General features: G+C 60.1%; 13 protein-coding genes. 3 read left to right on the top strand and 10 right to left on the bottom strand.

The features are described from left to right. Positions 1 to 837 carry a nucleoside triphosphate pyrophosphohydrolase gene (mazG, locus tag PY650_RS19905; RefSeq protein WP_285881267.1) on the top strand — a complete coding sequence of 279 codons (837 nt, stop codon included), beginning with the start codon at positions 1 to 3 and terminating at the stop codon, positions 835 to 837. A gap of 5 nt (positions 838 to 842) precedes the next feature. Here mazG and hflX read toward each other — a convergent pair whose 3' ends face one another. From hflX to dusB, 8 genes are all read right to left on the bottom strand, one after another. Beyond that, positions 843 to 2,195, bottom strand: a complete 1,353-nt coding sequence (hflX, locus tag PY650_RS19900) for a GTPase HflX (protein WP_285881285.1) — start codon at positions 2,193 to 2,195, stop codon at positions 843 to 845. Between the two features lie 60 nt (positions 2,196 to 2,255). Continuing rightward, entirely contained in the window at positions 2,256 to 2,498 is a 243-nt protein-coding gene (hfq, locus tag PY650_RS19895; protein ID WP_007693481.1) for an RNA chaperone Hfq, read from the bottom strand. 109 nt (positions 2,499 to 2,607) lie between these two features. Beyond that, positions 2,608 to 3,471, bottom strand: coding sequence for a D-amino-acid transaminase (locus PY650_RS19890; protein WP_285881266.1), 864 nt, complete (start codon positions 3,469 to 3,471; stop codon positions 2,608 to 2,610). A gap of 74 nt (positions 3,472 to 3,545) precedes the next feature. Continuing rightward, on the bottom strand, positions 3,546 to 4,910 hold the full coding sequence (ntrX, locus tag PY650_RS19885; protein WP_285881265.1) for a nitrogen assimilation response regulator NtrX: 1,365 nt from the start codon (positions 4,908 to 4,910) through the stop codon (positions 3,546 to 3,548). Next, a complete protein-coding gene (locus PY650_RS19880) occupies positions 4,900 to 7,173 on the bottom strand; it encodes a sensor histidine kinase NtrY-like (protein ID WP_285881264.1) in 2,274 nt (757 codons plus the stop codon). Before PY650_RS19880 ends, ntrX begins: the two co-directional genes overlap by 11 nt. 282 nt (positions 7,174 to 7,455) lie before the next feature. Beyond that, positions 7,456 to 8,907, bottom strand: coding sequence for a nitrogen regulation protein NR(I) (gene ntrC / locus PY650_RS19875; RefSeq protein ID WP_283058224.1), 1,452 nt, complete (start codon positions 8,905 to 8,907; stop codon positions 7,456 to 7,458). After that, positions 8,904 to 10,058, bottom strand: coding sequence for a two-component system sensor histidine kinase NtrB (locus PY650_RS19870; protein WP_285881263.1), 1,155 nt, complete (start codon positions 10,056 to 10,058; stop codon positions 8,904 to 8,906). Before PY650_RS19870 ends, ntrC begins: the two co-directional genes overlap by 4 nt. After that, a complete protein-coding gene (gene dusB / locus PY650_RS19865) occupies positions 10,055 to 11,083 on the bottom strand; it encodes a tRNA dihydrouridine synthase DusB (protein ID WP_285881261.1) in 1,029 nt (342 codons plus the stop codon). Before dusB ends, PY650_RS19870 begins: the two co-directional genes overlap by 4 nt. Positions 11,084 to 11,303: 220 nt before the next feature. Between dusB and PY650_RS19860 the strand changes: the two genes are divergently transcribed. Continuing rightward, positions 11,304 to 12,524, top strand: a complete 1,221-nt coding sequence (locus tag PY650_RS19860; RefSeq protein WP_285881259.1) for a bifunctional 2-C-methyl-D-erythritol 4-phosphate cytidylyltransferase/2-C-methyl-D-erythritol 2,4-cyclodiphosphate synthase — start codon at positions 11,304 to 11,306, stop codon at positions 12,522 to 12,524. Beyond that, a complete protein-coding gene (locus PY650_RS19855) occupies positions 12,521 to 13,018 on the top strand; it encodes a CinA family protein (RefSeq protein WP_285881257.1) in 498 nt (165 codons plus the stop codon). Before PY650_RS19860 ends, PY650_RS19855 begins: the two co-directional genes overlap by 4 nt. 14 nt (positions 13,019 to 13,032) lie before the next feature. Here PY650_RS19855 and PY650_RS19850 read toward each other — a convergent pair whose 3' ends face one another. Both PY650_RS19850 and PY650_RS19845 read right to left on the bottom strand, forming a co-directional pair. After that, positions 13,033 to 13,479 (bottom strand): type II toxin-antitoxin system RatA family toxin, encoded by a 447-nt coding sequence (locus PY650_RS19850; protein WP_285881256.1) that lies wholly within the window; start codon positions 13,477 to 13,479, stop codon positions 13,033 to 13,035. Between the two features lie 9 nt (positions 13,480 to 13,488). Continuing rightward, the gene (locus tag PY650_RS19845) at positions 13,489 to 14,067 is read right to left on the bottom strand and encodes a P-loop NTPase family protein (protein ID WP_285881284.1); all 579 of its coding nucleotides are present in this window, start codon (positions 14,065 to 14,067) and stop codon (positions 13,489 to 13,491) included. Positions 14,068 to 14,103 lie beyond the last annotated feature (36 nt).

Below are 14,103 nucleotides of genomic sequence, written 5' to 3'. Positions count from 1 at the left end.
ATGGAAGCATCGCGAGACATATCCCGCCTGATCGAAATCATGGCGGCGCTGCGCAATCCCGAGACCGGTTGCCCCTGGGACATCGTCCAGACCTTCGAGACCATCAAGCCCTACACGATCGAGGAGGCATACGAGGTTTCCGACGCGATCGAACGCAGGGATATGGACGATCTTTGCGAGGAGCTCGGCGATCTGCTGCTGCAGGTCGTCTTCCACGCCCGCATGGCAGAGGAAGCCGGCGAATTCTCATTCGGAGACGTGGTGGAAGCCATAACCCGCAAGATGATCCGCCGGCACCCGCATGTCTTCGCGGTCTCCGGCGCCGATACGCCCGACGCGGTGAAGGTGCAATGGGAAGAGATCAAGGCGCAAGAGAAGCGCGAGCGAGCCGCGCGCCGGGCACGGCGAGGTATTGGCGAGGATTTCAGAACCGGTTTTCTCGGTTCGGTGCAGCGCACGTTCCCCGCCCTGACCGAGGCGCTGAAATTGCAGGAGCGCGCTGCCAAAGTCGGCTTCGACTGGTCAGCGCCCGAACCGATCCTCGACAAGATCGAGGAGGAGATCGACGAGTTGCGGGTGGCGCTTGCGATCGGCGACAAGGCCAAGGTCAGCGACGAGCTAGGCGACCTGATCTTCGCCGTCGTCAACATCGGCCGGCATGTGAAAGCAGATCCGGAACAGGCATTGCGCGGCACGAACACGAAATTTCGCCGCCGCTTCAATCACATCGAAACGACACTTGCAGCCGAGGGAGAAACCCTGGACGGTGCTTCCCTGGAGCGGATGGAAGATATTTGGCAGGCGGCGAAGGCGATCGAGCGTCAGCTCGCGGAATAGGACGCCTATTCCCAGTCTTCGCGTTGTGGTTTCGGGCCGATGCCCATGCGCCGCTCAAGCTCCGCCGCCTCCGTCTCGGTCAGGCGCACATCCAGCGTGACCGTACCGTCTTCGTTGTCTTCGCGAGCATCGACGATGGCATGATTGTAGAGCCAGGAAAGCAGCGCCAGTCTATCGACCGGCAGCGTGATCGTTGTTTCGGTCAAGACACCGGAAAGCCGGCGGCTGATTTCTTCCATCAGGCGACCGACGCCCTCGCCGCTTTTTGCCGATACCGCGATGACGTTTTCGGCGGTTGATGCCTTCTGGACGATGGCGTCGTGTGTCTCGGGCTCCAGGCGGTCGATCTTGTTCCAGACTTCGAGGATGCGCTCCGCCCCTTGCGCCTCGCCGATGCCCAGATCGCCGAGAATTCGCATCACATCGGCGCTCTGCGCCTGATTGTCGTCATCCGAAAGATCACGGACATGCAGGATCAGGTCGGCCTCCAAGACTTCTTCCAACGTGGCGCGGAAAGCGGCGACCAGATGGGTCGGCAGGTCGGAGATGAATCCGACGGTATCGGAAAGGATCACGGTGCGGCCATGCGGCAACTTCATGCGCCGCAGCGTCGGATCGAGCGTCGCAAACAGCATATCCTCAGCCAAGACGCCGGCACCGGTAATCCGGTTGAACAGCGTCGACTTGCCGGCATTGGTATAGCCCACCAACGCCACGATCGGATGCGGCACCTTCCTGCGCTTGGCGCGATGAAGCTGGCGGGTGCGCACCACCTGCTCCAATTCGCGCTCAAGCCGGATGATCCGCTCCTGAAGCAAGCGCCGGTCGGCTTCAATCTGGGTTTCGCCGGGGCCGCCCATGAAGCCCGCGCCGCCGCGCTGGCGCTCAAGGTGTGTCCAGCTCCGGACCAACCGGCCCTTCTGATAGTTCAAATGCGCTAGTTCGACCTGCAGCGTGCCTTCCTTGGTGGAGGCGCGGCGGCCGAAAATTTCGAGGATGAGACCCGTGCGGTCGATGACCTTGGCGTTCCATTCCTTCTCGAGATTGCGCTGTTGCACCGGCGTCAGCGGATGATCGACGATCACCAGGCCGGCATTGAATTCATCGAGCAGCGCGCGGATCTCTTCCATCTTGCCGGTGCCGAGCAGCGTCGCCGGACGCGGTTCGTTGATCGGCACGATCGAGCCGTTGACGACATCGAGGTCAATCGCCAGTGCGAGACCCTTGGCTTCTTCCAGCCGGCTTTCGGGGGAACGTGAGGTTGTTATCGCACTGTCGGCCTGTGCGGAACGCACCGCACGCGCCTGCTTCAGAACAGGGACAATAACGACAGCATGCGAGTCATCCCGATGCCTTATCGCTTCCGGGATGATGGAATCATTTTTGGTATCGCGTGTCGTGATAGCGGCAAATCCTAGTTAGGATGCGACTTCTTCGCTCTCGAACATCTGCATCGGCTGGCCAGGCATGATCGTCGAGATCGCATGCTTGTAGACGAGCTGCGAATGGCCGTCGCGGCGCAGCAGCACGCAGAAATTGTCGAAGGACGTAACGACGCCCGTAAGCTTTACGCCATTAATCAAAAAGATCGTCAGTGAAATCTTTTGTTTGCGAACTGTATTGAGAAATAGGTCCTGCAAATTCTGAGAACGTTCCGCCATCGCGCCGCTTCTTTCTTTTTTGCCAGCCTAAGCCGGTGAAATATCAAGATATACTGAGACCTCCGGACAGGAGATATCCTCACTCTCTCCTCCCCTGCGACTGTAGGTATCAAATCGCAGTCTTTTCCGCAACGTCGAAAAAGGCTTCACGAATTTTCTGCGAAACGCTTCCAGGATGACCGTTGGCGATCGCCTCACCATCAATGGCAACCACGGGAAAACAAATACTTGTGGCTGCCGTGATGAACACTTCACGCGCCGCCATCATCTCCTCGACGGAGAAAAAGCGCTCGACGATCGGAAGCTCCAATTTCGCGGCAACATCCATCAGCGTGGTGCGCGTAATGCCGCGCAGAATGCCATGCTCGGCCGGGCGCGTTACGAGGTTACCATCAGAATCGACGATCCAGACGTTGGTCGCCGCGCCTTCCTTCACCATGCCGTGATGGTCGATATAGATCGCCTCCTGTGCACCGGCTTCCTTGGCCTGCTGACGAACCATTGCGTTCGACAAAAGCCCGACCGACTTGATGTCGACGCGGTCCCAGCGATTGTCGCGCACGGTAATCGCCTTGATGCCATTGGCATTTTTCTTGGCGATCGCGGACTGATCGGTGCTTTTGGCGGTGACGACAATCGAGGGTGGCGTATCGGCCGGCGGGAAGACATGATCACGGCGCGCGACGCCGCGGGTGACCTGCAGATAGAACAGGCCGTTGCGGACATGATTGCGGCGCAGAGTTTCGCGAATCACATGGATCAGCGCCGCGCGGCTCATCGGCCAGGCAATGCGCAGTTCCCCGAGCGAGCGGTTGAGACGGTCGAGATGGCGGGTAAGATCAACGATCAAGCCGTGCCGGACTTCGCAGACTTCGTAGACGCCGTCGGCGAACTGATAGCCGCGATCCTCGACATGAACCATCGCGTCGCTGTGATTGACATAACGACCATTCACATAAGCTATTCTCGGCATGGCAAATCCTGATCAGAATTTTATAGATATATGAAAGAGTTGCGCGGCAGATCGCAACGACCGCGCAAATGGCTTCAGACGCCGAGCGATTTCAGCTTGCGGTGCAGTGCCGATCGCTCCATGCCGACGAATTCGGCCGTGCGGGAAATATTGCCGCCGAACCGGTTGATCTGCGCGATCAGATAGTCGCGCTCGAACATTTCGCGGGCTTCGCGTAGCGGCAATGTCATGATGTGATAGTCGTTCTTGGCGGAAACTTTCGGCAGCATGTCACCAAGGTCGGTCGGCAGCATCTCGGCTGTGATCGGCGTCTCCGGGCCATCCGTGCGCGCCAGGATCATCAGACGTTCGATATTGTTACGAAGCTGGCGGATATTGCCCGGCCAATCATGCGCCTGCAGCACCGCCATGGCGTCGTCGCCGATCCGCCGCGAGCGGATGCCGGCCTGTTCGGAAATCTGGCGCATTAGTTGGTCGACGAGAAAAGGGATATCCTCGCGCCGTTCGGCAAGCGCCGGCACACGTACGGGCACCACGGCAAGACGGTGGTAGAGGTCTTCACGGAACAGGCTTTCGGCAATCCGGCTTTCCAGATTATAGGCGGTCGACGATATGATACGCACATCGACTTTCACCCGCTTCGAGCCGCCGACACGTTCAAACTGCTGATCGACCAGTACGCGCAGGATCTTGTTCTGGGTCTCGCGTGGCATCTCACCGACTTCGTCGAGATAGAGAATGCCACGATGCGCCTCTTCCAGCGCGCCGATCTTGCGCGGCTGACCCGGCGAGCCCTCGGTGCCGAAGAGGGCTATCTCCATCCGTTCGGGTGTGATCGTCGCAGCATTCAGAGCGACGAAGGGACCGTTGGCCCGCGTCGACTTCTTGTGCATCATGCGGGCCACGAGCTCCTTACCGGAGCCAGACGGGCCAAAGATCATCACGCGACTGTTGGTGGGCGAGACCTTGTCGATGGTCTGGCGAAGCTGCGAGACGGCAACCGACGTGCCGATGAGCTCGACGGCGTCGCCCGTGCGGCGCTTAAGCTCCGAAACCTCGCGCTTCAGCTTGGAATTTTCCAAGGCACGTTCGGCAATCAGGATCAGCCGATCAGCCTTAAACGGTTTCTCGATGAAATCGAAGGCGCCGCGTTTGATGGCCGAGACAGCGGTTTCGATATTGCCGTGGCCGGAGATCATCACGACAGGCAATTCCGGATGGCGCGTCTTGATCTCGTCCAGCAGCGACAGACCGTCAAGCTTGCTGCCTTGCATCCAGATATCGAGGAAGATCAGCCGCGGCGCCCGATCTGAGATCGCTGCGAGAGCGCTGTCGCTGTCAAATGCCGTGCGCGTCTCATGCCCCTCATCCGAAAGAATTCCCGAAACGATTTCGCGAATGTCTTCCTCGTCATCCACCACGAGAATATCAGATGCCATATACACTTTCCTTATCACTTGCTGTCTGGGCGACGGTGGCCTGCTCACGGCGCGGTAAATGCACCCGGATCATGGCGCCCCTGCCCTGGTCGAAATCGGCGGGAGCATCGTGCAACTCGAGCTGCCCGCCATGGTCTTCAATGATCTTCTTGACGATGGCGAGCCCTAGCCCGGTGCCTTTCTCGCGCATCGTCATGTAGGGTTCTAGAATGCTGTGCCGGTTCTCGACCGGCAGTCCACGGCCGTTATCGATGACATCGACCGTAAAGCGGTCGCGTTCGGCATCGAGGAACGAGCGCACGAGGACTTTCGGCTGCTCACGATTTTCGCCACTCGGCACGCCCTCGATCGCCTCGACGGCGTTCTTGATGAGATTGCCGAAGGCCTGGCCGAGCATACGTGTGTCGAACATGCCCTCCAGCGGTTCATCGCCGAGTTCGCGCTCGAACTTGACGTGGTTATTGCCCATTTCGCGCAGGAACACCGCGTCACGCAGGATATCGCGCAGGTCGCTTGGTTCCATGGTCGGCTTCGGCATGCGGGCAAAGGAAGAGAATTCATCGACCATACGGCCGATATCGCCGACCTGGCGAATGATGGTGTCGGTGCATTGATCGAAGACGGCGCGATCGGATTCGGCGATATTCTTGCCGAAGCGGCGGCGAATACGCTCGGCGGAAAGCTGGATCGGCGTCAGCGGGTTCTTGATTTCATGTGCGATGCGGCGAGCGACGTCGGCCCAGGCCGTCGAGCGCTGCGCAATGACCAGGTCGGTAATGTCGTCGAGTGTGATGACGTAGGATTCATTTGAGTCGCGCGATTCTTCGCGCGTCACCTGAACGCTCAGCGTGCGCACCGTGCCGCCACGCACCAGACTGATCTGTTTGCGGAAATCGCTGCGGTGCCGCGTTGTCGCTTCGGTTACGACCTGATCGACCTCGGGAGCGATGTCCGCCAGGTTCTTGCCGACAAGCTCGTCGCTCTTCAGGGTCAGCAGCTCCTCGGCAGAGGTGTTGGCGATGGTGATGCGCCGGTCATGTTCGACGCCGATCACGGCCGCGGTAACGCCGGAAAGCACCGCTTCGATGAAGCGGCGGCGGTCGTCCACCTCGTCCTTGGCTTCAAGGATCTCGTCGCGCTGGGTGCGAATCTCCGAAATCATCTTGTTGAAGGTTCTCGACAGACTGCCAACGTCGCCATCGGCAGCACGCACCGGCACCAGCACATTCATGTTGCCGGACGCGACATTGTCAGCGGCGCTGATCAAAAGCCGGATCGGCCGAACAATCCGATCGGCGACCGCAATCGCGGTCCAGATCGCTGCGAGCAGCACGATCAGCGCGAAGCCGATGTAAAGCACGGCAAAAGCAATCTGCAGGGACATACGCCCCTCTTCCATCGTCTTGTATTCGGCCGTGTTGTCTTCGACCATGCGCATGGCGTTCATGACGCGCGGATCAACGGCGCGGACCGTGTAGAGAAACGCGCCCGGAATTTCGTCCAGTTTGATGACCGCACCGACGAGGTTGGTGACACCTGGCGGGATGAGCGTCGGCTGACCATCGGCGGAGGCATCGAGCGCGTCCTTCGGTATTGCCGGCAAGGGGCGCTCGGTTTTGATGTCGGCCTGAACAATCGCGGTGCCGTCACGGCGTACCAGGAAAGCCCCAAGCATGCCGCGGCCCTTGGCTTGCCGGGTCATCAAATCGGAAAAACCGGTGCGATCGAGACTATAGAGCGTGCGATTGCGCTCAAGGTCGTTCGCCATGGAAACAGTCTGGCCCTGCAGATAGCTGGCGTTCTCCATCAGATAGGCCTGCGCCACATTCTGCGAGGAGCTGATGATCTGTTGCGTGCGCAACGCAAACCAGCGATCAAGGCCGACATTCAGCGTCAGGCTGGCGACGATCGCCACGAGGATGGCGGGCGTGATCGCGACGATGGAGAAGAGAACAACGATGCGTATATGCAGCCGCGCCGCCGCGCGGCCACGGCTGCGCGCTTTCAGAAGGCGCGCAACTTCGCGCGCGATCAGGGCGATCAGGCCCAGAACGAACAGACTGTTGATCACGACCGAGGTGAAGACGACGGAGGACGTCGGGGCAATCGGCGTCAACCCCAGCAGCAGGAGAAGCGTAGCAATCGCGCACAACAGCGCGCCGCCGGCCAAGATCAGGCCGGGAAGGGCGAAGGATGCACGGCGGTCCGTCACCTTGACAACCGCCTCGTCGCTCGCCGCCGGCGACACCGCGTCCTGCTTCATTCCCAATGTCTCCGGGCACAGGCGACGGTCGACGCCTTGGCCAAATTGCATCAGCACTGTTTTCGCGGCACGAGCGACTGGCAAAGACTGGAACCGTCATCCGGCTTCGCACCGACGCGAAACCTACGCTTCAAACCACTTGAGCAATGATCTGAAATTTTTGAACAATTTCCCCTTGCGCAGTAACGCACTCGACGAATCGCTACCGCAAAAACCGTGAACCGGCTGCGTGACCTTTAAGCAACGCATTGTGGCGAAAATGCAACGCATCCGATCACATTGTCAAGCCGTGCGGGAGCTTCGGTAGACGGAAACACCCAGTTCTCTGATCTTTTTGCGCAGTGTATTGCGGTTGAGGCCGAGCAGATCGGCGGCTTTGATCTGATTGCCGCGGGTCGCGGTCAGCGCGGCAAGGATCAGCGGATACTCCATTTCGGTCAGAACGCGATCATAGAGCCCCGGCGGCGGCAGATTGTCGCCGAAGCCGGCAAAATAAGTGCGCATATTCTCCTCGACCGCCTGGGCGATGGTCATGGAACCGGTGCGAACCGGGCCTTTTTCGATCGGGCTATCGGGCACATCGGCGCGCAGCTCGGCATCGATGATCTCCTTGGTGATAACGTCCTGCGGATAGAGCGCCATCAGCCGGCGGATCAGGTTCTCCAGCTCGCGCACGTTGCCCGGCCAGGGATAAGCCTTCATCAGTTCAAGTGCTTCCTGATCGAACCGCTTCGAGCCGAGCCCTTCCTTCTCCGCCTGCTGCACGAAATGGCGAACGAGGTCGGGAATGTCCTCGGCGCGGTCGCGCAGCGGCGGCAGTCGCAGCGGAACGACGTTGAGGCGATAATAAAGATCCTCGCGGAAGAGGCCCTGGTTGATCGCTTGCTTCAAATCCTTGTTGGTGGCAGCAACGATACGGACGTCGGTGCGGATCGGCGTGCGGCCGCCGACGGTCGTATATTCGCCCTGCTGCAGGACGCGAAGAAGACGGGTCTGAGCATCCATCGGCATATCGCCGATTTCGTCGAGAAACAGTGTGCCGCCCTCGGCCTGCTCGAAGCGACCGGTCGAACGCGTCTGCGCACCGGTGAAGGCGCCCTTCTCATGACCGAACAATTCGGATTCGATCAGGTCGCGCGGGATCGCGGCCATGTTGATGGCAACGAAGGGGCCATTGCGGCGCTTGCCGTAGTCATGCAGTGCGCGGGCCACCAGCTCTTTGCCGGTGCCGGACTCGCCAGTGATCATCAGCGTCAGATCGGTCTGCATCAGGCGCGCCAGCACGCGGTAGATTTCCTGCATGGCGGCTGAACGACCGACCAGCGGCATGCCGTCCTGCATGTCGTCGTCGAGCTTGGCAGGCTTGCGCTTCGGTTCCGACAATGCCCTGCCGATAATAGCGATCAGTTCCGTCAGATCGAAAGGCTTCGGCAGATAATCATAGGCGCCCTTTTCCGAGGCCTTGATCGCTGTCATGAAGGTGTTTTGCGCACTCATGACCAGAACGGGCAGTTCGGGTCTTGCTTTCTTGATGCGCGGCAAAAGGTCGAAGGCGTTTTCGTCAGGCATGACGACGTCGGTTACAACGAGGTCGCCTTCGCCGGCGGAAACCCAACGCCAGAGCGTGGCGGCGTTGGACGTGATGCGCACATCGTAGCCCGCGCGACTCAAAGCTTGATTGAGCACGGTACGGATAGCCGCATCGTCGTCGGCGACAAGGATCGTAGCTGTCATCGAGTAGTCCCTGTAGAGTTCGCAAGAGGAGCGTCTTCAAGCGTGGTGCCCTTGGAGGCAGGCATCAGGACGCGGAAAGTGGTGCGATGGTTCTGGCTATCGCATTCGACGATACCACCATGGTCACCGATGATCTTGGCGACAAGCGCCAGACCGAGACCCGTCCCGTTCGTCTTCGTAGTGATGAACGGGTCGAATAGATGCGGCAAGAGGTCGGCCGGCACGCCGGGACCGTTGTCGATCACACAGAACTCGAGCGGCAACGAGATTTTCTCGCGCGTGCCGGCAACGGAAAGGCGGATACCCGGTCGATAAGCCGTCGTCAGCATGATCTCGCCATCAGGCCGGTCGCCAATGGCTTCGGCAGCGTTCTTCACCAGATTGAGGAAAATCTGCACGAGCTGGTCCCTGTTGGCGTAAACCGCTGGCAGCGACGGGTCGTAGTTCTCGGTGACCTTGATATTGCGGGCAAAACCCGCCTTGGCGACCGCCTTAACATGGTCGAGGACGGAATGGATATTGACCGGCACGCGGTCGATCGGACGCTCGTCGGAGAAGACCTCCATGCGGTCGACCAGCGAGACGATTCGATCGGTCTCGTCGCAGATGAGGCGCGTCAGCCCGCGGTCGTCATCCTCTACCGACTGTTCGAGCAGTTGGGCCGCGCCCCGGATGCCGGAAAGCGGATTTTTAATCTCATGCGCCAGCATCGATGCGAGGCCAGTCACCGAGCGAGCGGCGGCGCGATGGGTCAACTGCCGATCGATCTTGTCGGCCATGGACCGTTCCTGGAAAACAATCACCACGGCGCCGGGCTCGCTCGACACAGGCGCGACGTAGATATCCACCAGCTTGTCCTGACCGAGGCGCGGCGAGCTGAGATCGACGCGATATTCGTTGACCGGGCCGCGGCGCTCGCGCACCTGGTCGATCAGCGCAAGCAGCGGACTGCCGAAGGGAATGAAGGTGGAAATTTCATGGCGCGCCAGATGTGAGGCGCTGGCGCCGAAGAAGGCTTCAGCCTCCCAATTGGCGAACGCGATCAGGCCAGCCTCGTCGACCATGACGACGGGGTTCTGGATCGCGTTGAGAACGGCCATGGCCACGGTGCCCATGTTATCCGCCGCTCCGGAATTGGATTTGGAACTCATGCGGCCTCCTGGACGTCTTGGGCGAGATCGGACCCGGCCTGCAGTGCCGCATGGAACAATGCCGCCACATCGCTCCCGTCTTTCGACGTCATGATCCCTGCCTTTTCAGCGCCTGTTACGGTGGGAGCGTAACGGTCCAGATACCAGCCGAGATGTTTGCGGGCATGGCGAATGCCAACGTCTTCGCCGTAGAACGCCAGCATCATCTGATAATGCTCAAGGGCGATATCGGCGATCTCACTGCGATCCGGTTCACTGTGGCCGGCAAGCACGCCAGCATGCCATGGCCGCCCCTGACAGCTGCGGCCGACCATGATGGCATCGGCGCCCGAGCGGCGGAGTATCTCTCGTGCGTCCTCGGGCGTGTCGACATCGCCATTGGCGACCAGCGGAATGGAGATGACATCACGCACAGCGCCGATCGCGTCCCAATCCGCCCTGCCCTGGTAGAATTGCATGCGAGTGCGGCCATGGATGGTCACGAGCTCAATCCCGGCCGCCTCCGCACGGCGGGCAATGTGCGGCGCGTTGATGGAGCTTTCGTCCCAGCCGAGCCGCATCTTCAGCGTCACGGGAATATCGACCGCCTTGACCGTCGCCTCGATCAGGCTCAGCGCATGATCCGGATCACGCATCAGCGCCGAACCGGAATAGCCGCCGATGACCTTCTTGGCCGGGCAACCCATATTGATATCGATGATGTCAGCGCCATTATCGGCGGCGATCCTGGCCGCCTCGGCCATCCAGTGCGCCTCGCGACCGGCGAGTTGCACCATATGCGGCTTCAGCCCGGCGCTCCTCAGCCGCGCCCAGGATTCGGCCGTGTTCTGCACCAATTCGCGACTGGCGACCATCTCGGTCACGACCAGGCCAGCCCCATAACGCAACGCAAGTTGTCGGAAAGGCAAATCGGTCACACCCGACATCGGCGCGAGGATCACGCGATTGCGGATTGGCACCGGGCCGATGGAAAATGGGGCTGCAAGCTCGGGCAAAAACAAATGATTATCTTTCAGGCACACCATATATCTGCACTATTTTTAGACAGTCTTACGAAGCTTGCCAAGAGGTTTCGGAGAATGCCGATATTTTTCGGGCAAATGCTGGAAAATACGCATTCGAGGCGATAGACCCTGCTGGAACGAGATCCCACTTTGGCGATCTGCCTGGCATGATCCTGTCCCAAAACTGCTCTACACCTTTGGAGATCATGCTGGGGCGAAAGCCTTTCATCCCTGGGGGTTTATGACGCAAATGCACTCAATGCAACCGATGTCGGTCGGAATCGTAATCGTTGCTGCCGGGCGTGGCGAGCGGGCGGGATCGCCCGAGGAGGGTCCGAAGCAGTATCGCCCGATCGGCGGCCGGTCGGTTATTGCGCATACGCTTGAAAAATTCGTGACATGGCCGCAGGCGTCAAAAATCGTGATCGTCATCCATCGCGACGACGAAGCACTGCTCCAGGCCGCGCTGCAACAACTTGCCGATTCGCCTGAAGTCGCGACGGCTTTCGGCGGCGCTTCCCGCCAGCAATCGGTGCTTGCCGGGCTGCGGCAATTGGAAGATGCCGGTGTCACACATGTTATGATCCATGATGCCGTACGGCCATTCTTCGACCATGCTCTGCTCGATCGCGTCGCTGCGGCACTGGCTGCCGGCGCACCCGCCGTCCTGCCCGCCATGCCGGTAACGGATACGCTGAAACGGGCGGGCGCCGATGCACGGGTGACGGAAACCGTGCCCCGCGCTGGGCTCTACGCCGCGCAGACGCCTCAGTCCTTCCGATACGCTGATATTCTGGCGGCGCATGAAAAAGCCGCTGGCGAGAACAAGACTGATTTCACCGACGACGCCGCGATCGCCGAATGGAGCGGCCTGCCGGTGACGCTTGTTGCCGGCAGTTCGGACAATGTTAAATTGACGGTCAAAAGGGATATCGCCATGGCCGATGAAAAGCTTTGCGCCGGCCTGCTGCCGGATGTGCGCACCGGCAACGGCTACGATGTCCACCAGCTCGGACCGGGCAACGGCGTGACACTGTGCGGCGTCTTCATTGCGCATGACCAGAAGCTACAGGGCCATTCGGACGCGGATGTCGCGCTGCATGCGCTCACCGACGCCTTGCTCGCCACCTGCGGTGCAGGCGACATAGGCGACCACTTTCCACCCTCCGATCCAAAGTGGAAGGGAGCCCCTTCCCGCATCTTCATCGAACATGCGGCGAAGATCGTCCGCGATCACGGCGGCACAATCATGAATGCCGATGTCTCGCTAATTGCCGAAGCTCCAAAGGTCGGGCCGCACCGCGAGGCCATGCGCGCCAAGCTCTCGGAGTTCCTGGGGATCGACCTCGAGCGCTGCTCTGTGAAGGCGACCACCAATGAAAAGATCGGCTTTGTCGGCCGCCGCGAGGGCATTGCGGCCATCGCTACGGCGACGGTCGTTTATCGCGGAGGCAAGGCATGACCCATTTTCCCGACGATATTTTGGCGCTCGCCCACGGCATTATCACCGATTTCACGGCGAAGGGTTGGATGGTGGCCACGGCGGAATCCTGTACCGGCGGGCTGATCGTGGGTGCCTTGACGGAAATTCCCGGCTCATCGGCCGTCGTCGAGCGCGGCTTCGTCACCTACACGAATAAGGCGAAGATGGAGATGCTCGGTGTTCAAGAGCAGACGCTGATGCAGTTCGGTGCTGTCTCGAAAGAGACGGCACTGCAAATGGTGCACGGCGCCCTTTTCCGCTCCCGGGCTGACTTCGCCGTCGCAGTCACCGGAGTTGCCGGACCCGGTGGCGGCTCTGCGGAAAAGCCCGTCGGACTGGTCCACCTCGCCGCCAAGGCGCGTAGCGGCTCACTCATCCATCATGAAATGCGTTATGGCGATATTGGCCGCGACAAGGTTCGACTTGCTACTTTGAAGGCCGCATTGGAAATGCTGATCACTCTTGGCAAGTAGCACCTACTCCCGCCTCAGGCGTAGATCTTCTTCGCACGTGTCTCGAAAGCATCCGTGAACATACGGAAAGCGCGATCGAACATCGATCCCATCAGGGCGCCGAGGATGCGACTCTTGAACTCATAGTCGATGAAAAAATCAATGCTGCAGCCGCCGTTTTCCAACGGCGTGAAGCGCCAGCGGTTGTCGAGATATTTGAATGGCCCGTCGATATATTTCACATCGATGGCCCGCTCCGGCTTGTTCAGCAGCACCTGCGTCGTAAAGGTCTCGCGGATCGCCTTGTAGCCGACGGTCATATCTGCAATCAGCAGGATCTTGCAGTCGCGCTCCTTGCGATTGCGGACAACCAGCGCCTCGCAAAGAGGCAGAAATTCCGGATAGCGCTCGACATCGGCGACGAGGTCGAACATCTGGTCAGGCGAGTGCGGGACAGGGCGGTGCGTTTCAAACTGAGGCATGAGCGGCAATTAAGCAGGACGGCTCAGAAGATCAAGGAGCTGGCGCATTTCGCCGCGGGATTTTAGCTGTAGAACGGGTACATCGGGGCCGTGTTCGACAAGGCCCGCGACAACACGCGGTGTGAAATTCTGTTCGAACGTCCAGATGAAGCGCAGGAATTCCCAATCGACTTTCTCGATGCAGCCTGGCGCCATTTCCGGGCGCGTGCGGCCCATCCATTTGATCCAGCGGGAGACGGCGCCCCAGATGCACAGCAGCCGCGGCATCCGCACCCAAATGACGAAATCGGTGCGCGGCAGACGCACGTCGAAAGTCGAGGGGTTGGTGCCATCCATGATCCAGCGCTCGCCGTTCACCTTGGAGACGACGATGGCCCGCTGCTCGTCCCGTTCGCGCTGGACCCAGCCCGGCAGCCACAAGACGTCGCGGTCGATCGAGACATAGGTAAGGCCGAAGCGGGTGGCGATCTTTTGCGAGAGTGTCGATTTTCCGCCGCCGGAACAGCCCATGACGAGCATTCGATTCGCCCTGCGGATATGATCGGCCGCTACGGCGAGATCGCGCACTTCCGCACGCAACAAAGGCATCGTCACTCGATCCATGACCGCCTCTCAAATCTTGAT

The sequence above is a fragment of the Martinezella calliandrae genome (genome assembly GCF_030272695.1).
Taxonomy (GTDB): Bacteria; Pseudomonadota; Alphaproteobacteria; order Rhizobiales; family Rhizobiaceae; genus Rhizobium; species Rhizobium calliandrae.
The sequence above is the reverse complement of the archived record's forward strand: the minus strand, read 5'-3'. Positions and strand labels throughout refer to the sequence as shown.

Bases quoted from the DNA above. Each gene is read 5' to 3' on its own strand.
- mazG (WP_285881267.1), top strand. From the start codon at position 1: ATGGAAGCATCGCGAGACATATCCCGCCTGATCGAAATCATGGCGGCG.
- hfq (WP_007693481.1), bottom strand. From the start codon at position 2,498: ATGGCGGAACGTTCTCAGAATTTGCAGGACCTATTTCTCAATACAGTT.
- PY650_RS19890 (WP_285881266.1), bottom strand. From the start codon at position 3,471: ATGCCGAGAATAGCTTATGTGAATGGTCGTTATGTCAATCACAGCGAC.
- ntrX (WP_285881265.1), bottom strand. From the start codon at position 4,910: ATGGCATCTGATATTCTCGTGGTGGATGACGAGGAAGACATTCGCGAA.
- PY650_RS19880 (WP_285881264.1), bottom strand. From the start codon at position 7,173: ATGAAGCAGGACGCGGTGTCGCCGGCGGCGAGCGACGAGGCGGTTGTC.
- ntrC (WP_283058224.1), bottom strand. From the start codon at position 8,907: ATGACAGCTACGATCCTTGTCGCCGACGACGATGCGGCTATCCGTACC.
- PY650_RS19870 (WP_285881263.1), bottom strand. From the start codon at position 10,058: ATGAGTTCCAAATCCAATTCCGGAGCGGCGGATAACATGGGCACCGTG.
- dusB (WP_285881261.1), bottom strand. From the start codon at position 11,083: ATGGTGTGCCTGAAAGATAATCATTTGTTTTTGCCCGAGCTTGCAGCC.
- PY650_RS19860 (WP_285881259.1), top strand. From the start codon at position 11,304: ATGACGCAAATGCACTCAATGCAACCGATGTCGGTCGGAATCGTAATC.
- PY650_RS19855 (WP_285881257.1), top strand. From the start codon at position 12,521: ATGACCCATTTTCCCGACGATATTTTGGCGCTCGCCCACGGCATTATC.
- PY650_RS19850 (WP_285881256.1), bottom strand. From the start codon at position 13,479: ATGCCTCAGTTTGAAACGCACCGCCCTGTCCCGCACTCGCCTGACCAG.
- PY650_RS19845 (WP_285881284.1), bottom strand. From the start codon at position 14,067: ATGCCTTTGTTGCGTGCGGAAGTGCGCGATCTCGCCGTAGCGGCCGAT.